This is a genomic window from Pseudomonas nitroreducens, from assembly GCF_010994165.1.
In the GTDB taxonomy this organism is placed as follows: Bacteria; Pseudomonadota; Gammaproteobacteria; order Pseudomonadales; family Pseudomonadaceae; genus Pseudomonas; species Pseudomonas nitroreducens.
The window spans coordinates 1,338,071-1,355,155 of record NZ_WMBX01000001.1; the positions used below are offsets into that span (position 1 = coordinate 1,338,071).

Here is a 17,085-nt window from a genome sequence, read left to right on the forward strand (position 1 = left end):
TGGGCGATGTGTTGGCGCTTTAGTTCGTGCCGACGACCGCGCCGCTTCGGTACAAGGCAGCGCGGGCATGTTCGTCGAAGCCCAGTTCGGCGAGGAGAACATCGTTGTGTTCGCCCAGCCGAGCGGAGCGCAGGTCGGGCCTGGCCGGCTCGTTGCGGAATTTCAGCGCCCCCGCGTAATGCAGGGCGCCCTGAGCGTCCTCGGTCAGCATCTGCCGGGCTTCGCTCTGCGGGTGGCGCAGTGCATGTGGCAGGTCGAGCACGGGGGCCGCGCTGACCTGCCGCGCCTCCAGCCAAGCCAGCCAATGCTGCCGGGTATCGCTGGCGAAGGTGCTGGCGAGGAAGTCGCGCAGTTCCTGTTGAGCCTGACCGCCAGGCCCTTGTGCGGCGGGAATGAGATCTGCTCGTCCCAGTGGTGTCAGTAGTTGCTGGCAGAAGCGTGGCTCGCGGCCTCCCAGGCATAGCCACTCGCCGTCGGCGCAGCGATAGGCGGACAGCATGGCCAGTTCATCACGATGAGAGGCGCCATTGGATGTGAGTGCGTGGCGAATGGCGTAGGGGCGAGCGTTGAGCAGGCAGTCGTGCATGGCGATGTCGAGGTAGTCACCGATGCCGCTGTCCCGCACGCGCAGCAGCGCCATCAGCACGGCAGCCAGTCCGGTTAGTGACCCTAGCAACGCCGAGACCGGCGCGCCGCCGGTTACCGGGGTGCCATCGCGCTCCCTGGGCAGGGTGCCTCCCAGTGCCTGGACGACGCTGTCGTGCCCCGCTAGTTCGCGTAAGGGGCCGGTCTGGCCGAAGGCGCTCAGTGAGCAGTAGACCAGACGGGGATTCAGGGCCCTTAGTGCTTCGTAGCCTAGGCCGAGGCGCTCAGCCACGCCCGGGCGGAACGATTCGACTAGCACATCAGCGCGGGCCGCCAGGCTCAAGGCCACCTGCAGGCCTTCGGGGCGCTTCAGGTCCAAGCACAGGCTCTGCTTGCCGCGGTTGCAGGCCGCGTAGAAATCCTCGGGGCTCTCCGGGTCGTGGCGGGTAGGATCGCCAGCTGGCGGCTCCACCTTGATCACCCGGGCGCCATGGTCCGCTAGCACCGAGGTCAGCGTCGGGCCCGGCATGAACTGGGAAAAATCCACAACCTGCAGGCCCGAGAGTTTCATGGGGAGCCTAGACGCAGCTTCGCAGCTGGCTGAGGCGCTGCAGGGCGCGCTGGGCGTCGTCGAGCATTTCGTCGAAGATCGCCTCGACCGGTTTGATGGCGTCCGCGAAGGCCACCGCCGGTCCGTAATCGAGCATTCCCAGCGAGCTGTCACCGGTCTGGTAGGCCTGGGTTGCCAGCGCGCCGATCACATGCGGCTTGTACTGTTCGAATTCGCTCGCACCGGAAGCATCCAAGGCGGCGACAGCCTTGGCACTGTCGTTGTTCAGCACGCGGTGATGGTCGCGCAGCCCGGTCTTGACCACCACGCTTTCGGTACCGTCACCCTGCACCACTTGTTCCTTGTAGTCCCTATGAATCGACAGCTCCTCGCACACCAGCATACGAGAGCCCATCAGGACAGCGTCCGCACCCATTGCCATGGTCGCCGCCAGTTGCCGACCGGTGCCGATGCCGCCGCCGATGACTATCGGCAAGGTAATCTCGCTGGGTGCCAGGGCTGCCTGCACCATGCTGCTGATGCCATAGATGCCGGGGTGCCCACCGCAGTCGTTGCCAACCACAATGACCGCATCCACGCCCAGGCGCGCGGCCGAGCGCGCATAACGTACTGCCGGAACCTTGTGCAGGACCTTTATGCCAGCGTCGCGCAGGACCGGAATAACTGAATCCGGACTGGCTCCCGCTGTTTCGACGCAATGCACACCCTCTTCGGTAAGGATTTCCAGCTGCCGTTGCAGCCGCTCGGCGCCGCCGGCCTGTCGAGAAATGTACAGATTAACGCCGAAGCCCTTGCCCGCGGTGAGTTGACGGCAGCGGCGCAGTTGTTCGCGGAACTCGTCCGGATCGGGGAAGCCGGCGGCGACGATGAAGCCCATGCCTCCGGCGTTTACGACGGCCGCGACGTAGTCGGCGTCGGATACGCGGGGGCCCATACCGCCGCAGAGTATGGGGTGGCGGATGCCGAGCAGCTCGGTGATCCTGGTCTTGAACAGTGCTTCACGCATGGGGGATTTCCAGCTCTTCTTCGATCAGTTCTCCTTGGCGGGCGTCCGGGGTGCCGCTGGAAAGAACCGGGTGGGGATGCCGCGCTTTGTAGAATGTGCCTCGTCCGCTGGCCAGCAGGGTGCCTTCGGCGTCGTGTATGAACGCCTCTGCGCTGCAGATTCGGCCACCCTGGTGCAGTAGGTGACCGGTAACGCGAAGCTCACCCAGGCTGGCGGCTCGGTGGAAGTCGGTATGTAGGTTGATGGTACTGACGCCATGGCCCGTGGCGGCGAGTACCGCATAACCGCAGCCGGCGTCGATCAGGCTGCTGATCACGCCGCCATGCACGCGATTCAGTGCCTGCGTACCGATGAACTCCGCGCGCCCGGGTACGCGCAACACGATCTCCTGCTCGCTCAAGCGCTCCACGCTCAGTTGCAGCCAACTGTTGAACGGGTTAGCCGCCACCACGGCCCGCAGTTGCTCCAGAGTCGGCGCGATCTCAGCCATCGATCAGGCTCGGCAGGCGGGAAGTGAGAATCTCTCGGGCCTGGCGCATGATGCCGTCGATCAGTTCGGCGCAGCTGGGCACGTCATTGATCAGGCCCACCACCATGCCCACCGGGAAGGCGCCGCCTTCCAGTTCGCCAGTCTCGAACGCCTTCATCCATTGGGCGGCGCCGGTCAGGTTCTGCAACTGCTCATGGCTGGCGCCGGTGGTCTTCTCTAGGTCAACGGCGGCACTGCTAACTTTGTTGCGCAGCACGCGCGAGGAGTCGCCCAAGCTGCGGCCGACCAAAAGCGTGTCGCGCTCGCTGGCGGCGAGTAGGTGCTGCTTGATCGCCGGATGTGCGGGCGATTCTTGGGTCAGCATGAAGCGGGTGCCCATGTTCACTCCTTCGGCGCCCAACGCGAGGGCGGCGATTAGGCCGCGACCGTCCGCGAACCCGCCGGACGCGAGGATCGGGATGTCCAGCTTGGCCGCGGCCGCTGGAATCAGGATCAGACCGGGTATGTCTTCTTCGCCGGGATGGCCGGCGCATTCGAAGCCATCGATGCTGACAGCATCGGCGCCTAGGCTCTGCGCCTTGAGCGCATGGCGCACGGCCACGCATTTGTGGATCACCGAGACACCGGCTTCCTTGAACAGGCCAATGTACTTCGCAGGATTGCTGCCGGCAGTTTCGACGAAGCGGACTCCGCTTTCGCAGATCGCCTTGACGTAGCCGTCATAGTCGAAGCCGCTGGCATTAGGTAACACCGTCAGGTTGACGCCGAATGGTTGGTCGCTGAGCGCGCGAACATGGTCGATCTCGCGTCGCAGGTCGTCGGCGCTGGGCTGGGTGTGCGCCGAGAGAAAGCCGATACCGCCAGCGTTTCCAACAGCTGCGACCAGTGGGGCGCGGGCGACCCAGCGCATGCCGCCCTGGACGATCGGGTGACGGATTCCGAAGAGGCGGGTGATACGGTTCTGCAACATTCAGGGCTCCTGAGTCGAAGGCTCGAGGCACTTGTCCGTAATGGCCGGAAAGCGGACAGGGGGTAACCTCTCGATGGACTGAGAGGTTATATAAATGAACGATGTTCAAATATCAATATGACTGTCAGTCTTCGCCTTCGTCGGAGACCCAGCGCATGAACCGGTGAATGGGGTAGGACGCGTCATGTGGCATGCCGCCGAAGCCGCCAATGCCGTTGACCGCGCCCAGGGTGACGATGCGCTGCACGCCGGCGCTGGCTAGAGAGTTGCGCACTTCCGCGCGCCGTTGCGCCGGCCAAATTCCGACCGTTTGGGTGGCCACGGTGGCGAAACGGCAAGCGTCGAGAAGACTGGCCACCGGCACGACATTGACGGTCTTGCCGTTGGGGTGGAAGTCCACGGGTTCCTCCGAGCGCACCACCAGCCCTTTGCCGTCATAGCTGCCGAACACCCGGTAGACGGGTTCGAGCAACTCCAGTGACTCGACCTCTTCACGGATGTCCTTCGGCGTCGGCGCTCCCTGGCCGTTGCCGTAGCGCACGTCGTTCTGCAACGCTTGGGCTAGGAACTGGCAGTACAGGTCCACCGATTCGCTGTCGCCCTCGACGAACTGGTAGCGCGAGGCGTTGCAGGCGTCCTGGTTGAATGACAGCACATCGGCCGCTGCACGCGCCGCCACTTCGCGCAGAGTGGCCTCGTCGGAGAATGCCTCGCGACCGACCATGGACATGGACACCTTGGGGTCGAAGGACACCAGGTCGAAGCCCGGGCCGATGTAGCGCTGGGCGTGGCGGACCGCCGATTCGCCGCCCCAGACCACCAGTTTGTCGAAGTACTGCGCACGGTAGAGAATTGACTCGACGGCTGCGTCGCCGCCACGCCAGTACACTGCGGAGAAGGAACGGGTGACAGGGTGTTCCGGGTCCAGTTCGGCCATGGTGCGAAGGATGGCGGTGGCGGTGTAGAGGTCGTTCGAGGGCATCTTCAGCAGATGCACGCCCTTGGTCAGGGCGCCGCGGATGACCGTCATGGCGGCGACCATGGGCGAGTTGCCAGCCAGCACGTGGACAAGGCGTGGTGGGTAAGCGCGGCGTCGGTTTTTCTGGCCATGCAGGTCCAGCGCCTGCCAGCCGTCGACTACCTCCTTGCTGCCCAGGTTGCACTGGAGCTCCGCTTCCAGCACCGAGCGCTGGAACATGTGGCGCAGGTCGCGATAGCAGTTCTCTAGGACGCGCGGACCAAGCTCGCTGACCTGCGCCATGTCATCCAAGGCTTGGCGCAGATAGGGGTTGTTGTCGAGGTCGAGGCGCTCGCCGACCGCCACCAGGAAATCAATTATCTGGTCGATGGGCAGGTTGGCCGCCGGCGGTTCGCTGCCGCGTGGCCAGATCAGTTGGTCGAGATCCAGTGTCGGTGTGCTGAAGCTCTGGCCGCGATCACGCGATGCATGCTCGACGGCGGCCGCGTCTAAAAGCCGGCCCTGGATCATATGGGGTACGAGAAGGGTCTGGGTCATGGTGTTATACCTCGATCATGCCGCGCACATAGGAGTTCATGGTCCCGGCGCAGGACAGCTTGTCGTCCCCCTCGGGCAGGTCGGCGTAACGGGCGACTGACTTCACCACCGGCACCTTGAGACCGTGGCCGGGGGAAAAGTCGACCACCACCTTGTCGCCGGTGATCAGGCCGCCCCAGCGTCCGTCGATCAGGGGATCGAAGAAGGCGAAGCGGCCCTCCACCACGCCTTTGCCATCAGCGGGGTTGAGCAGCTTTTCGCCGCTCTTGTCGAGGATCAGGGGAACCACCCACGGCGGCAGCATGAAACCCTTAACTTCGTAGTTCCAAGGACAGGTACCTGACATCTCGGTCATACCGTAGGTGTCGACGAAGTTCTCATCGGCGATGCCAAAGAAGCTGCGGATCTGCTCGCGGTGATCCTCGGGCAGGCTCACACCCTTGAGGCCGCCGCCGAGAGTGATGAGGGTGTCGGGGTGGAACTGTCCGGGCTTAACGCCCTGGTCGCGCAGCGCCTGTACCAGGCCGTAGAGGGTGGACCACAGGCACTGTATGTAGATGGGTTCGTGACGGGCGGCGTAGACCTTGCCAGCGAGGTCGGCCATGGCCTGCTGCATCTTCTGTTGGCGCTCCAGTCCCTGGCGCTGGAACTGCTCGATGTCGCTGGGCTTAGCGGTGCCGTCAGCTATGGCTCGGCGCATGCTGCCCATGTACATAGAGTCAGCGGCGAGCACGGGCTCGTCGGAGAGGTAGTGGACGTTGCCGGGCTCGCCGATCACTTGGGTCAGCATGCTGACCATGTCGATCATGCGGTGACTGCCATATCGCGGGAACAGCACGAACTGCTTGCGCCGGGCGCCGCGCAGCATGGGATTGCCGGCTCGGATGCTATTCACCCCGGCACTGTGGCTCAAAGGCATGTCGTCGCGGGTGTGGTTCATAAAGGTGCACTTGCCGGACGTGCCGCTGGAACTGAAGACCATGTGGCCGTGCTCGCGCAGGCGCAGCATCCACTGGTCGACGTTCTCCACTCCGTCAGTGGGAACCTTCACCGGTTGGGCGGAGAGGGTTTGCAGCCAGAGATTCATGTGATCCCAGCGGCCCTTCTCGATGAAGCTTTCCGGGTAGCTCTTGTAGGTTTGGTCGGCGAAGAGCAGGGGGATGGCGTCGGCCAGGTGGCTGAGGGTGTCGGTACCTGTGTCGACTGCGCGCTTGTCGAGCACGCGAATCTGCTGGCGCTTTTCGGCGAAACGCTGACGCAGGACTTCCAGGTGCAGTTCGGCCAGATTGTCCGGTGCCGAGCCGTGTGGATCGTCGCTGTCGATCAGAGCGGACAGGGTTTGCAACGCGTTCATCTTTCAGTCTCCTGGTGATTCGGCCGAAGCCGAGTCTTGTTGTTGTTGGTTAACCAGTTACCTGAATTTATTGAACGCCGTTCAGAACGTCAAGGCTATTTCGTTGCCTCCCAGGAGCGGCGCTGCTCCATTTGTTCCAGCAGGTCGCCCAGTGCATGGGAAAGCAAGGAGCGCATCGCTTCCGGCTGGGCGTTGATGACCTGGTATTCCAGCGACATGTCCCCCGCCACGTGTTCGTCCAGCAGGGCGTGCCCGGTTGCGCTCAGGCGGATGATGCTGCCGCGCCCCGGCGAGGCAGCGCGGCGCTCGACTAATCCCAGAGACTCGAGGCGCTCCAGGCGCTTGGTCATGCCGGGCAACGTGATCCAGAACTCGTCGCGCAATTGTTTTGGGGTGCTCTCGTAAGGCGCGCCCTTTCTGCGCAATGCGCCCAGCACCACCAGCTCGCCGCCGTGCAGGTCGTGGCGTTGGGCAACTTCATCGAGACCCTGGCGAATGAACTGGGCGGCGCGCAAGATCCTGGCGGCGAGGATGAAAACGTTCGGTCGGCTGCTTGGCCACTCTCGCTGCCAGGAGTGCTCGGTGCTGGCCAACAGGTCGTGTGCTTCGGGCTCGCTCGGCGATTCCAGGGCTTCCGCGGAGGGGACTAGGCCGAGTTTCAGGCCGAGGGCGGAAGCGGCCGACTCGAGTGTCGACAGCTGGACTTCGCCGCCGTTTTCCAAACGGGCGATCTGCGGCTGATGCAGGTTGCAGCGTTGGGCAAGTTCGCGTTGTGAGAGTTTAAGCGCGCGGCGTCGTTCGCGCAGTTGTATGCGGATATCCGGGGTCATGAGCAATTTCGCTCCTTATTTATATAATCTATACGTTATAAAATGGAGCGCTGCAGATCAATATCAATTCGTCCCGGCAAAAAAAGAGGCGCCTTCCCTGGCGCCTCTGGAGTGGGGAAACGAGCCGGTTCAGGGCGCGTCGCCCGCCGATCGATTAACGAACTTGAAGGTGCCGCTGGCGGTGGCGATCAGGCGTCCTTCGGCATCCAGCAGTTCACCGTCGCAGAAAGCCAGGCTCTTGCTGGCGTGGCGCAGCTTGCCGCGTGCGGCGAGTCGCCCGCCGATGCCGCCACCGGGGCGAAGGAAGTTGCTCTTCATTTCCACGGTGACGCAGAAGCCTCCGTCCTTGCTGGAATTGCGTGCCGCCGCGGCCATAGCCATGTCCAGCAGGGTCATCATTAGGCCGCCATGGGCCTGTTCGCCGCCGTTGAGGTGCTTGCGTTGCAGTTCGACTACCAAGGTTGGCGAGTCCGGGTGGGGCTCCACCAATACGTCCAGGTGGTCGAGAAAGGGCACTTCGATACGGTAGTCCGCATAGCGGATGGCTTTGCCGGGCGTGGGCGAATTCGTCGACATGGTGGGCTCCGTCGAAGTTCAGCGATGTATGAACTGCGGGGGGCGCTTCTCCACGAACGCGGCAAGCCCTTCGCTCTGGTCTTCGGTACCGAAGGTGATGTAGGCCATACGCCGCTCGTAGAGCACGCCTTCGCTAAGGCCGCTTTCGAACGCACGGTTCACGCACTCCTTGGCCAGAGCCACCACTGGCTGAGAGAAGCCAGCGACGCGGCTCGCGAGGGTTACCGCCTCCTGGACGAGGTCGGCAAGCGGCACGATACGGCTGACCAGCCCGCAGCGCTCCGCTTCCTCGGCGAACATCGGGCGGCCGCTGAGGATCATTTCCATGGCCTTGGATTTCCCGACGGCGCGGGTCAGGCGCTGGGTGCCGCCGGCCCCCGGAATGGTCGCCAGGGTGATTTCTGGGAGGGCGAAGCGGGCGTTCTCGGCGGCGAGGATGATGTCGCACATCATCGCCAGCTCGCAGCCACCGCCCAGCGCCAGGCCGCTGACGGCGGCGATCACCGGCTTACGGCAGCGCGAGGCGCGCTCCCAGTTGGCGGTAATGAACTGTCGCTTGAAGACATCCATCATGCCCCATTCGCGCATCATCTTGATGTCGGCGCCGGCGGCGAAGGCCTTGTCGCTGCCTGCCAGGACGATGGCGCCGATGCTGTCGTCAGCCTCCAGAGCGTCCAGGGCTGCCGTCAGTTCATCCATCAACTGGTCGTTGAGGGCGTTGTAGGCCTCTGGGCGGTTGAGCCGGACCAAGCCGACGTTGTCGTGCTTTTCGAGAATCAGAGTTTCGAAAGTCATGTGCCACGCTCCTAACGGGGCGCCAGGGGCGCCCAGGTCGATTACAGGTTGGGCTGTTTTACATGTTGGGATAGTTGGGCCCGCCGGTGCCCTCGGGGGCTACCCAGGTGATGTTCTGGGCCGGGTCCTTGATGTCGCAGGTCTTGCAGTGCACGCAGTTCTGGGCGTTGATCTGGAAGCGCTTGCTGCCGTCGTCGTTGCTCACCACTTCGTACACGCCGGCCGGGCAGTAACGCTGCGCGGGCTCGTCGTAGAGCGGCAGGTTCTTGCCAACCGGGATGCTCGGGTCAGCCAGCTTCAGGTGGATCGGCTGGTCTTCCTCGTGGTTGGTGTTGGACAGGAACACCGAGGAGAGCTTGTCGAAGCTGAGTTTGCCGTCCGGCTTCGGATAGTCGATCTTCGGCGCTTCGCTGGCCTTCTTCAGGGTCGCGTAGTCCGGCGTCGTATCGTGCAGGGTGAACGGAAGCTTGCCGCCGAAGATGTTCTGGTCGATGAAGTTGAACGCACCGCCGCCGATGGCGCCGAACTTGTGCATCGCCGGGCCGAAGTTGCGGCTGGCGAACAGTTCGTCGTACAGCCAGCTACCCTTGAAGGCCTCGACGTAGTTGGTCAGCTCGTCGCCGCCTTCACGGCCGGCGAACAGGGCTTCGGCCACCGAGTCGGCGGCCAGCATGCCGGACTTCATGGCGGTGTGGCTGCCCTTGATCTTGGCGAAGTTCAGGGTACCCAGGTCGCAACCGATCAGCGCGCCGCCGGGGAAGACCATCTTCGGCAGCGAGTTCAGGCCGCCCTTGCAGATGGCGCGAGCGCCGTAGGCCACGCGCTTGCCGCCCTCCAAGTACTGCTTGATCACCGGGTGGTGCTTGTAGCGCTGGAATTCGTCGAACGGCGACAGGTGCGGGTTGGTGTAGGACAGGTCGATGATCAGGCCCACGACGACCTGGTTGTTCTCCAGGTGATAGAGGAAGGAGCCGCCCGGGTTGTCGTCGTTCAGCGGCCAGCCGGCGGTGTGCACCACCAGGCCCTGCTCGTGCTTGGACGGATCGATGTCCCAGATTTCCTTGATGCCGATGCCGTAGTGCTGGGCGTCGGCTTCGCTGTCGAGCTTGTACTTCTTGATCAGCTGTTTGCCGATGTGGCCACGGCAGCCTTCGGCGAACAGGGTGTACTTGGCGCGCAGTTCCATGCCCGGGGTGTAGTAACCCTCTTTCGGATTGCCTTCGCGGTCGACGCCCAGGTCACCGGTGACAATGCCGCGCACCACGCCATTCTCGTCGATCAGCGCTTCCTGGGCGGCGAAGCCCGGGTAGATCTCGACGCCCAGGCCTTCGGCCTGCTGGGCCAGCCAGCGGCACAGGTTGCCCAGGGAGATGATGTAGTTGCCTTCGTTGTGCATGGTCTTGGGCACGAAGAAGTTCGGCACCTTGGCCGCCGCCTCAGGGCTCTTCAGCACATAGATGTCGTCGCGTTTGACGGGGGTGTTCAGCGGCGCTTCGAGTTCCTTCCAGTTGGGGAACAGCTCGTTCAGCGCGCGGGGCTCGAACACGGCGCCCGAGAGGATGTGGGCGCCCACTTCGGAACCCTTCTCGACCACACAGACGCTGACTTCCTGACCGGCGTCGGCGGCCTTCTGCTTCAGTCGGCAGGCGGCGGACAGACCGGCAGGGCCGGCGCCGACGATGACGACGTCGAATTCCATAAATTCGCGTTCCACTATCGATCTCTCCTGAATCAAGGCTCTGGGCATTTTGTAGGTATTGGGATGGGCGTGCCCCCACCCAGTAAGAGCGGGGCGCATTATAGCTAGACCTGTTGCTATATCTAAACCCTTTATCGAGGGCAATACAAACGTTTGTTTGAATCGCGCGTAACCCTGATAGAATCGGGGTCCGCGGCTTATGAAGGGGTATTTTCGTGTATTGACCCGCCCGGTCGATGCGGTCAAGATACCTGCGGTTTTGCGGTCGCGTTGCGCTGGATGTAGTCGCAGATGGCGTGCACTACCGGCCAGGCCTGTCTGGCGACATTCCTATTCACCGGAGAAAAACGAGGAATCCATGAAGGTTCTTGTAGCTGTCAAACGAGTGGTTGACTATAACGTCAAGGTCCGCGTCAAGGCGGACAACTCCGGCGTCGATCTCGCCAACGTCAAGATGTCCATGAACCCCTTCTGCGAAATCGCCGTGGAAGAGGCCGTACGCCTGAAAGAGAAAGGCGTCGTCACCGAGATCGTTGCGGTCTCCGTCGGCCCGACCGCTGCCCAGGAGCAACTGCGTACCGCGCTGGCTCTGGGTGCTGATCGCGCCATCCTCGTTGAAACCAACGAAGAACTGAGCTCCCTGGCCATCGCCAAGTCGCTGAAAGCCCTGGTCGACAAAGAGCAGCCGCAGCTGGTCATCCTCGGCAAGCAGGCCATCGACAGCGACAACAACCAGACCGGCCAGATGCTGGCCGCGCTGACCGGCTACGCGCAAGGCACCTTCGCCTCCAAGGTCGAAGTCGCTGGCGACAAGGTCAACGTCACCCGTGAAATCGACGGCGGCCTGCAGACCGTTGCCCTGAACCTGCCGGCCATCGTCACCACCGACCTGCGCCTGAACGAGCCGCGCTACGCGTCGCTGCCCAACATCATGAAAGCGAAGAAAAAGCCGCTGGACGTGGTGACCCCGGACGCCCTGGGCGTTTCCACCACTTCCACCGTGAAGACCGTGAAAGTCGAAGCTCCGGCTGCCCGTAGCGCCGGCATCAAGGTCAAGTCCGTTGCCGAACTGGTCGAGAAACTGAAGAACGAGGCGAAAGTAATCTGATGGCTATCCTGGTAATCGCTGAGCACAACAACGGCGCACTGGGCGCTGCCACTCTGAACACCGTTGCTGCTGCGCAGAAGATCGGTGGTGACATCGCCGTGCTGGTCGCTGGCCAGAATGTCGGTGGCGTGGCTGAAGCCGCTGCCAAGATCGCTGGTGTTTCCAAGGTGCTGGTCGCCGACAACGCCGCCTACGCTCACCAGCTGCCGGAGAACGTAGCTCCGCTGATCGCTGAGCTGGGCAAGGGCTACAGCCACGTGCTGGCCGCAGCCACCACCAACGGCAAGAACTTCCTGCCGCGCGTTGCCGCCCTGCTGGACGTCGACCAGATCTCCGAGATCATCGAAGTCGTCAGCGCCGACACCTTCAAGCGCCCGATCTACGCCGGTAACGCCATCGCTACCGTGCAGTCCTCGGCCGCCGTCAAGGTCATCACCGTGCGTGGCACCGGCTTCGACGCCGTTGCTGCCGAAGGTGGCTCCGCCGCTGTTGAAGCTGTTTCCGGCCCGGCCGATGCCGGCAAGTCCGCCTTCGTCGGCGAAGAGCTGGCCAAGTCCGACCGTCCGGAACTGACCGCTGCCAAGATCGTCGTTTCCGGCGGCCGTGGCATGGGCAATGGCGACAACTTCAAGATCCTCTACTCCCTGGCTGACAAGCTGGGCGCTGCCGTCGGCGCTTCCCGCGCCGCGGTCGACGCCGGCTTCGTGCCGAACGACATGCAGGTCGGCCAGACCGGCAAGATCGTTGCTCCGCAGCTGTACGTGGCCGTCGGCATTTCCGGCGCCATCCAGCACCTGGCGGGCATGAAGGATTCGAAAGTGATCGTGGCGATCAACAAGGACGAAGAGGCACCGATCTTCCAGGTCGCCGACTACGGCCTGGTCGCCGACCTGTTCGAAGCCGTACCGGAGCTGGAAAAGGCCGTCTAAGCCTTTTTCGCTCGATGAAGGAACCCGCTCCCGTAGCGGGTTCTTTCATTTCAGGGCCTTGATTTTCCTCCGGAAAGAACTATTTCGCCGTGCGGGTGACCCATTGGTCACGAATCTTTGCCGAGAAGTCCACGGGCGAAGGTGTCTCATCTACAATGCGCGTCGTCTTCAGTTCCTGAACGTGTTTCAACGACACCTGCTACCGAGGTTTTCATGATCATCAAACCGCGCGTGCGTGGCTTCATCTGCGTCACTACCCACCCGACCGGCTGTGAAGCCAACGTCAAGGAACAGATCGAGTACGTCGAGGCGCATGGCCCCATCGCCAACGGTCCGAAGAAGGTCCTGGTCATCGGTTCCTCCACCGGCTATGGCCTGGCCGCGCGCATCAGCGCCGCCTTTGGCGCCAGCGCCGATACCCTGGGTGTGTTCTTCGAGCGTCCGGGCAGTGAAACCAAGGCGGGCACCGCCGGCTGGTACAACTCCGCTGCCTTCGAGAAGTTCGCCAAGGCCAAGGGCCTGTATGCGCGCAGCATCAATGGTGACGCTTTCTCCGATGAAGTGAAGAAAGTCACCATCGACACCATCAAGCAGGACCTGGGCAAGGTCGACCTGGTGGTCTACAGCCTGGCCGCGCCGCGCCGTACCCATCCGACGACCGGCGAAGTCTTCAACTCCGTGCTCAAGCCGGTCGGCAAGACCGTGAACTTCCGTGGGCTGGACACCGACAAGGAAGTGATCAAGGAAAGCGTGATGGAACCGGCCACCGAGGCCGAGATCGCCAACACCGTAGCGGTGATGGGCGGTGAAGACTGGCAGATGTGGATCGATGCGCTGCAGGAGGCCGGTGTCCTGGCCGACGGCGCCAAGACCACTGCCTTCACCTACCTGGGCGAAGAGATCACTCACGATCTGTACTGGAACGGCTCCATCGGCGCCGCCAAGAAGGACCTGGACCAGAAAGTCCTGGGTATTCGTGAAAAACTGGCTGCCACTGGCGGTGATGCCCGCGTTTCCGTGCTGAAGGCCGTGGTCACCCAGGCCAGCTCGGCCATCCCGATGATGCCGCTGTACCTGTCGCTGCTGTTCAAGGTGATGAAGGAGAAGGGCACCCACGAAGGCTGCATCGAGCAGGTCGACGGCCTGTTCCGCGAGAGCCTGTACGGTGCTGAGCCGCATCTGGACGCCGACGGCCGCCTGCGCGCTGACTACAAGGAGCTGCAGCCGGACGTGCAGGACACCGTGAAGGATCTGTGGAACAAGGTGACCAACGAGAACCTGTACCAACTGACCGACTTCACCGGCTACAAGACCGAGTTCCTGCGCCTGTTCGGCTTCGAGATCGCCGGCGTGGACTACGAGCAGGACGTCAACCCGGACGTGCAGATTCCGAATCTGATCCAGCTCTGAGTTCGCACCAGCAGAAACGGCGCCCGAGGGCGCCGTTTTTGTTTGCCGCCGGCGATCAGTTCGCCGCAGTGACGGGGCCGTGGCTCTGTTTGAGGAAATCCAGGTAAAGGCGTGCGGTTTCCTCGGGGCGCTCGATCATTGGCACGTGGCCACAATCGCGCAGGATGGCGATGCTGGGCTTCTTCAGCAGCGGCTTCATCACATCGATGCTGGAAACGTCCAGTACGCGGTCGCGATCGCCCCACAGCAGCAGGGTGGGTGCGGAGATCTTCGGCAGCTCCGGTTCCAGCGGGATATAGCGTTCACGCAATTGCTGGAAGACCATGCCGTTGAAGGCGCTGCGCTGCAGTGAGCGCTCGGCCAGGTAATCGCGCAGGCGCCCCGGCAGCGGCGGCGGCTGCACGAAGACGAAGTCGAGCAGGGCGGGGAAGTCCTCCACCGAGCGCAGCACCAGCGGATTGTCGCCTTTGAGCAGGCGCTCGAACAATTCACTCGGGTGCGGCGCCGTCACGCCGGCGTTGTCGAACAGCCCGACCGACAGCACCTCCTGCGGATGTCGGGCGGCCAGCAGCGCGGCGATGTGCCCGCCCATGGAGTTTCCAACCACGTGGAAACGGCCGATGCCTTGCTCGCGCATGAAGTCGGCCAGGCGCTCTGCCTGGGTGCCGACATCGTAGCTGATGTTCGCAGGCTTGCTGCTATCGCCGAAGCCAGGCAGGTCCACGGCGATGACGTGGTAGTCCTGGGTGAGGAAGCGGGCGAAGCGCGGCCAGTTGCTCTTGTCGGCGCCGAAGCCGTGGATCAGCAGGATGGTCTGGGCCTTTTCCGGGCCTCCCTCGTAATAGGCGATGTCCAGGTTGTCGACCTGCAGGCTGTTGGTCGAGAGCCGGGCACGGGCGCTTTCGACGTATTGCGCAGTGGCCAGCAGCGTGGAGGGAAAGGCATACAGAACGCCTGCGGCGACAGCAATCAGCAGGAGAAGGGCCAGAAGGGCTTTCTTCATGAGAAGTCCTTATTACCAAATCGGGGCGGTGTGCTTTACGCTAGCATTTTGCGGCTCTAAGCAGGGCCTTACCTTCTTCTGGTGAGTGAGACTACCGATGCCTGATTGCTCCACGTTGATCCGTGCGGCGCTGTTGCTGGTGACTTTCTCCATCCCGTTGGCCGGTTTCGCGGCCGGCAAGTGCGAGCGCCTGGTGGCCACCGGCAATCCGGAATACCCACCTTACCTATGGCGCGACCCGGCGCAGCCGGAACGGCTGATCGGTGCCAATGCCGACCTGCTGGAGCAGATCGGTAAGGCCATCGGGGTGAACATCCGGGTGATCTACACCGGCTCCTGGGCGCGAGCGCAGGAAGAAGCGCGGCTGGGTCGGGTCGACCTGATCGCTGGCGCATTTCTAACGCCGGAGCGTCTGGAAACCATGGACTATATCCATCCGGCTTTTCTCACCACTGACAACGTCGTCTGGATGCGCAGGGATGCCGTCGTGGCCTACAGCGGCCGTGACGATCTGAAGGGCCTGAAGGGCGGAACCCTGGTGAACAACAGCTTCGGCGCGGATTTCGACACTTTCGCCAAGGAACAATTGACGTTGGAGGAAGTGCCCAGCCTGACCCAGGCGTTCCAGAAGCTGCTGCTAAAACGCTCGGATTATGTGATCTACGAGCACTATCCCGGCCTCGCGGTCGCCGATACCCTCGGCATGGCCGATGATCTGCAGCCGCTGGAACCGCCGATCTCCAGCGAGGGTCTGTACCTGACAGTCGCGCACAACTCGGCTTGCAACGACCCGTGGCTGCGCGGACAACTGGCGAAAAAAATGACAGAATTGACGGCCGCCGGAGTCCCGCAGCGCCTGCTGCAGGACAACCTGGCCCGCTGGAAGGCCCAGCAACTTCGGCCTGCCAGCACTCCCACCGAGTAGGACAATAGATTTCGTGATCAATCGACGGATGATGGTCGCCGGCCTGGCTTTGTTAGCAGTGGCCGGCTGTGCGACGAACGACCCGGCACCCAACGAGCAGATGCGCCTGACCGAACAGGCGCTGGAACAGGCCAAAGCCGTGGGTGCGACCGATGACGTGGCCGAACTCAAGCTCGCCGAGGACAAGTACCAGGCCGCCAAGGGCGCCCTGGCGGTCGGCTCGAACAAGAAGGCCCGGCAACTGGCTGAACAGGCTGAACTCGATGCCCGCCTGTCCGAGGCCAAGGAGCTGACACGCAAGAGCGCCGAGCAACTGGCCGAGCAGGGCAAGAGCATCAACCGCCTGCGTAAACAGTTGGGGGAAGTGCAATGACTTCCCTGCAACTGTTGCGTCTGGCTGCACTGTCGAGTGCCGTCCTGCTGGCCGGTTGCGCCAACAGCCAGCTCAGCGAGAAATCCCTGGAGCAGGCCCGCCAGCAGTTCCAGGCGGTGAAGGAAGACTCCGCCGTGCTGCGCAGCGCGCCCAAGGACGTGATCCGTGCCGGCGAGTCGCTGGCCCGTGCCGAACGCCTGTCCAACTACTGGGGCAGCAGCGATGACGTCCTCCAGTACTCCTACCTCAGCCAGCGCTACAGCGAGATTGCCCGCGAGCACAGCAACCTGACGCTGAATCAGGAGCGCCTGGCCAAGCAGCAGATGGAGCGCGAACGCCTGCAACTGGCGATGCGCGAAGCCCGCCTGCTGGGCGTGCAGGAGCAGAGCAAGTGGCTGGAGCAGCAGATGGTCAGCCTGGCGACCAACGAAACCGAGCGCGGCCTTGTGCTGACCCTGGGGGACGTGCTGTTCGACAGCGGCGAAGCCGACCTGAAGCCCGCGGCCAACCGCACTGTGCTCAAGGTGGTGCAGTTCCTCCAGCTCAACCCGCGGCGGGTCATCCGCATCGAGGGCTACACCGACGCCGAAGGCGACCGCGAGCAGAATCTGCAGCTGTCGAAGGATCGTGCGCAGGCTGTGGCGGCTGCGCTGACCGACCTGGGGGTGGACCAGAAGCGCGTCCAGGTACATGGCTATGGCGAGGCCTATCCGATCTCGGACAACGCTTCGTCGCTGGGGCGCGCGCAGAACCGCCGGGTGGAGATCGTCTTCTCCGACGAGAAGGGCCAGCTCGGCGCCGAACGCTGATCCGACTCGCAATATCCCGTCACAGGAAAACCCCGGAAGCCTCGGCTCCGGGGTTTTTCATCAGGGGCATCTCGAAATCTTTCGAGTGGCAGCTTGGCGAAAATGGCCGGGTGCGACTAATCCCCTCAGGGGAGCT

17 protein-coding genes are annotated in these 17,085 nt (G+C 63.2%); 6 read left to right on the forward strand and 11 right to left on the reverse strand.

All coding sequences use genetic code 11. From position 1 onward, the window contains the following. Nucleotides 1-19 precede the first annotated feature (19 nt). The 10 genes from GJV37_RS06375 to GJV37_RS06420 form a co-directional block, all read right to left on the reverse strand. Nucleotides 20-1,156 (reverse strand): CaiB/BaiF CoA transferase family protein, encoded by a 1,137-nt coding sequence (locus tag GJV37_RS06375; protein WP_138526489.1) that lies wholly within the window; start codon nucleotides 1,154-1,156, stop codon nucleotides 20-22. A 7-nt stretch (nucleotides 1,157-1,163) separates the two neighbouring features. Then, nucleotides 1,164-2,162, reverse strand: coding sequence for an NAD(P)H-dependent flavin oxidoreductase (locus tag GJV37_RS06380; protein WP_138526488.1), 999 nt, complete (start codon nucleotides 2,160-2,162; stop codon nucleotides 1,164-1,166). Continuing rightward, on the reverse strand, nucleotides 2,155-2,652 hold the full coding sequence (locus GJV37_RS06385; RefSeq protein ID WP_138526487.1) for a PaaI family thioesterase: 498 nt from the start codon (nucleotides 2,650-2,652) through the stop codon (nucleotides 2,155-2,157). Before GJV37_RS06385 ends, GJV37_RS06380 begins: the two co-directional genes overlap by 8 nt. Beyond that, on the reverse strand, nucleotides 2,645-3,622 hold the full coding sequence (locus GJV37_RS06390) for an NAD(P)H-dependent flavin oxidoreductase (RefSeq protein WP_138526486.1): 978 nt from the start codon (nucleotides 3,620-3,622) through the stop codon (nucleotides 2,645-2,647). Before GJV37_RS06390 ends, GJV37_RS06385 begins: the two co-directional genes overlap by 8 nt. Nucleotides 3,623-3,746: 124 nt before the next feature. Then, nucleotides 3,747-5,138 carry an acyl-CoA reductase gene (locus GJV37_RS06395; protein ID WP_138526485.1) on the reverse strand — a complete coding sequence of 464 codons (1,392 nt, stop codon included), beginning with the start codon at nucleotides 5,136-5,138 and terminating at the stop codon, nucleotides 3,747-3,749. A gap of 4 nt (nucleotides 5,139-5,142) precedes the next feature. Next, entirely contained in the window at nucleotides 5,143-6,492 is a 1,350-nt protein-coding gene (locus tag GJV37_RS06400) for a hypothetical protein (RefSeq protein WP_138526484.1), read from the reverse strand. A 95-nt stretch (nucleotides 6,493-6,587) separates the two neighbouring features. Continuing rightward, nucleotides 6,588-7,322 carry a helix-turn-helix domain-containing protein gene (locus GJV37_RS06405; protein ID WP_138526483.1) on the reverse strand — a complete coding sequence of 245 codons (735 nt, stop codon included), beginning with the start codon at nucleotides 7,320-7,322 and terminating at the stop codon, nucleotides 6,588-6,590. Between the two features lie 129 nt (nucleotides 7,323-7,451). Next, nucleotides 7,452-7,898 carry a PaaI family thioesterase gene (locus GJV37_RS06410; protein ID WP_138526482.1) on the reverse strand — a complete coding sequence of 149 codons (447 nt, stop codon included), beginning with the start codon at nucleotides 7,896-7,898 and terminating at the stop codon, nucleotides 7,452-7,454. A gap of 18 nt (nucleotides 7,899-7,916) precedes the next feature. Then, complete coding sequence (locus tag GJV37_RS06415; protein WP_138526481.1) at nucleotides 7,917-8,693, reverse strand: enoyl-CoA hydratase; 777 nt, start codon at nucleotides 8,691-8,693, stop codon at nucleotides 7,917-7,919. 58 nt (nucleotides 8,694-8,751) lie between these two features. Next, on the reverse strand, nucleotides 8,752-10,440 hold the full coding sequence (locus GJV37_RS06420; RefSeq protein ID WP_193452238.1) for an electron transfer flavoprotein-ubiquinone oxidoreductase: 1,689 nt from the start codon (nucleotides 10,438-10,440) through the stop codon (nucleotides 8,752-8,754). 310 nt (nucleotides 10,441-10,750) lie between these two features. On the opposite strand from GJV37_RS06420, the gene GJV37_RS06425 reads away from it, so the two are divergent. The 3 genes from GJV37_RS06425 (at nucleotide 10,751) to fabV (ending at nucleotide 13,839) form a co-directional block, all read left to right on the forward strand. After that, nucleotides 10,751-11,500, forward strand: coding sequence for an electron transfer flavoprotein subunit beta/FixA family protein (locus GJV37_RS06425; RefSeq protein WP_024764491.1), 750 nt, complete (start codon nucleotides 10,751-10,753; stop codon nucleotides 11,498-11,500). After that, entirely contained in the window at nucleotides 11,500-12,429 is a 930-nt protein-coding gene (locus tag GJV37_RS06430) for an electron transfer flavoprotein subunit alpha/FixB family protein (RefSeq protein ID WP_024764492.1), read from the forward strand. The genes GJV37_RS06425 and GJV37_RS06430 overlap by 1 nt, the downstream gene beginning before the upstream one ends. Before the next feature lie 213 nt (nucleotides 12,430-12,642). Continuing rightward, nucleotides 12,643-13,839 carry an enoyl-ACP reductase FabV gene (fabV, locus tag GJV37_RS06435; protein ID WP_170858394.1) on the forward strand — a complete coding sequence of 399 codons (1,197 nt, stop codon included), beginning with the start codon at nucleotides 12,643-12,645 and terminating at the stop codon, nucleotides 13,837-13,839. Between the two features lie 55 nt (nucleotides 13,840-13,894). On the opposite strand, the gene GJV37_RS06440 is transcribed toward fabV, so the two are convergent. Further along, nucleotides 13,895-14,842 (reverse strand): alpha/beta fold hydrolase, encoded by a 948-nt coding sequence (locus tag GJV37_RS06440; RefSeq protein ID WP_170858395.1) that lies wholly within the window; start codon nucleotides 14,840-14,842, stop codon nucleotides 13,895-13,897. A 97-nt stretch (nucleotides 14,843-14,939) separates the two neighbouring features. On the opposite strand from GJV37_RS06440, the gene GJV37_RS06445 reads away from it, so the two are divergent. Genes GJV37_RS06445 through GJV37_RS06455 form a run of 3 tightly spaced genes read left to right on the forward strand, consistent with a single transcriptional unit; the run spans nucleotide 14,940 to nucleotide 16,949 of the window. Further along, nucleotides 14,940-15,767, forward strand: coding sequence for a substrate-binding periplasmic protein (locus GJV37_RS06445; protein WP_084357367.1), 828 nt, complete (start codon nucleotides 14,940-14,942; stop codon nucleotides 15,765-15,767). A gap of 28 nt (nucleotides 15,768-15,795) precedes the next feature. After that, nucleotides 15,796-16,140 carry a DUF4398 domain-containing protein gene (locus GJV37_RS06450; RefSeq protein WP_170858519.1) on the forward strand — a complete coding sequence of 115 codons (345 nt, stop codon included), beginning with the start codon at nucleotides 15,796-15,798 and terminating at the stop codon, nucleotides 16,138-16,140. After that, nucleotides 16,137-16,949 carry an OmpA family protein gene (locus tag GJV37_RS06455; RefSeq protein ID WP_170858396.1) on the forward strand — a complete coding sequence of 271 codons (813 nt, stop codon included), beginning with the start codon at nucleotides 16,137-16,139 and terminating at the stop codon, nucleotides 16,947-16,949. The genes GJV37_RS06450 and GJV37_RS06455 overlap by 4 nt, the downstream gene beginning before the upstream one ends. Nucleotides 16,950-17,085: the final 136 nt, after the last annotated feature.

Excerpts from the sequence above, each read along its gene's own strand:
- GJV37_RS06400 (WP_138526484.1), bottom strand. The coding sequence starts at position 6,492 with ATGAACGCGTTGCAAACCCTGTCCGCTCTGATCGACAGCGACGATCCA.
- GJV37_RS06420 (WP_193452238.1), bottom strand. The coding sequence starts at position 10,440 with ATGCCCAGAGCCTTGATTCAGGAGAGATCGATAGTGGAACGCGAATTT.
- GJV37_RS06455 (WP_170858396.1), top strand. The coding sequence starts at position 16,137 with ATGACTTCCCTGCAACTGTTGCGTCTGGCTGCACTGTCGAGTGCCGTC.
- GJV37_RS06390 (WP_138526486.1), bottom strand. The coding sequence starts at position 3,622 with ATGTTGCAGAACCGTATCACCCGCCTCTTCGGAATCCGTCACCCGATC.
- GJV37_RS06385 (WP_138526487.1), bottom strand. The coding sequence starts at position 2,652 with ATGGCTGAGATCGCGCCGACTCTGGAGCAACTGCGGGCCGTGGTGGCG.
- GJV37_RS06405 (WP_138526483.1), bottom strand. The coding sequence starts at position 7,322 with ATGACCCCGGATATCCGCATACAACTGCGCGAACGACGCCGCGCGCTT.
- GJV37_RS06430 (WP_024764492.1), top strand. The coding sequence starts at position 11,500 with ATGGCTATCCTGGTAATCGCTGAGCACAACAACGGCGCACTGGGCGCT.
- GJV37_RS06440 (WP_170858395.1), bottom strand. The coding sequence starts at position 14,842 with ATGAAGAAAGCCCTTCTGGCCCTTCTCCTGCTGATTGCTGTCGCCGCA.
- GJV37_RS06450 (WP_170858519.1), top strand. The coding sequence starts at position 15,796 with ATGATGGTCGCCGGCCTGGCTTTGTTAGCAGTGGCCGGCTGTGCGACG.
- GJV37_RS06410 (WP_138526482.1), bottom strand. The coding sequence starts at position 7,898 with ATGTCGACGAATTCGCCCACGCCCGGCAAAGCCATCCGCTATGCGGAC.
- GJV37_RS06425 (WP_024764491.1), top strand. The coding sequence starts at position 10,751 with ATGAAGGTTCTTGTAGCTGTCAAACGAGTGGTTGACTATAACGTCAAG.
- GJV37_RS06395 (WP_138526485.1), bottom strand. The coding sequence starts at position 5,138 with ATGACCCAGACCCTTCTCGTACCCCATATGATCCAGGGCCGGCTTTTA.
- fabV (WP_170858394.1), top strand. The coding sequence starts at position 12,643 with ATGATCATCAAACCGCGCGTGCGTGGCTTCATCTGCGTCACTACCCAC.
- GJV37_RS06445 (WP_084357367.1), top strand. The coding sequence starts at position 14,940 with ATGCCTGATTGCTCCACGTTGATCCGTGCGGCGCTGTTGCTGGTGACT.
- GJV37_RS06380 (WP_138526488.1), bottom strand. The coding sequence starts at position 2,162 with ATGCGTGAAGCACTGTTCAAGACCAGGATCACCGAGCTGCTCGGCATC.
- GJV37_RS06415 (WP_138526481.1), bottom strand. The coding sequence starts at position 8,693 with ATGACTTTCGAAACTCTGATTCTCGAAAAGCACGACAACGTCGGCTTG.
- GJV37_RS06375 (WP_138526489.1), bottom strand. The coding sequence starts at position 1,156 with ATGAAACTCTCGGGCCTGCAGGTTGTGGATTTTTCCCAGTTCATGCCG.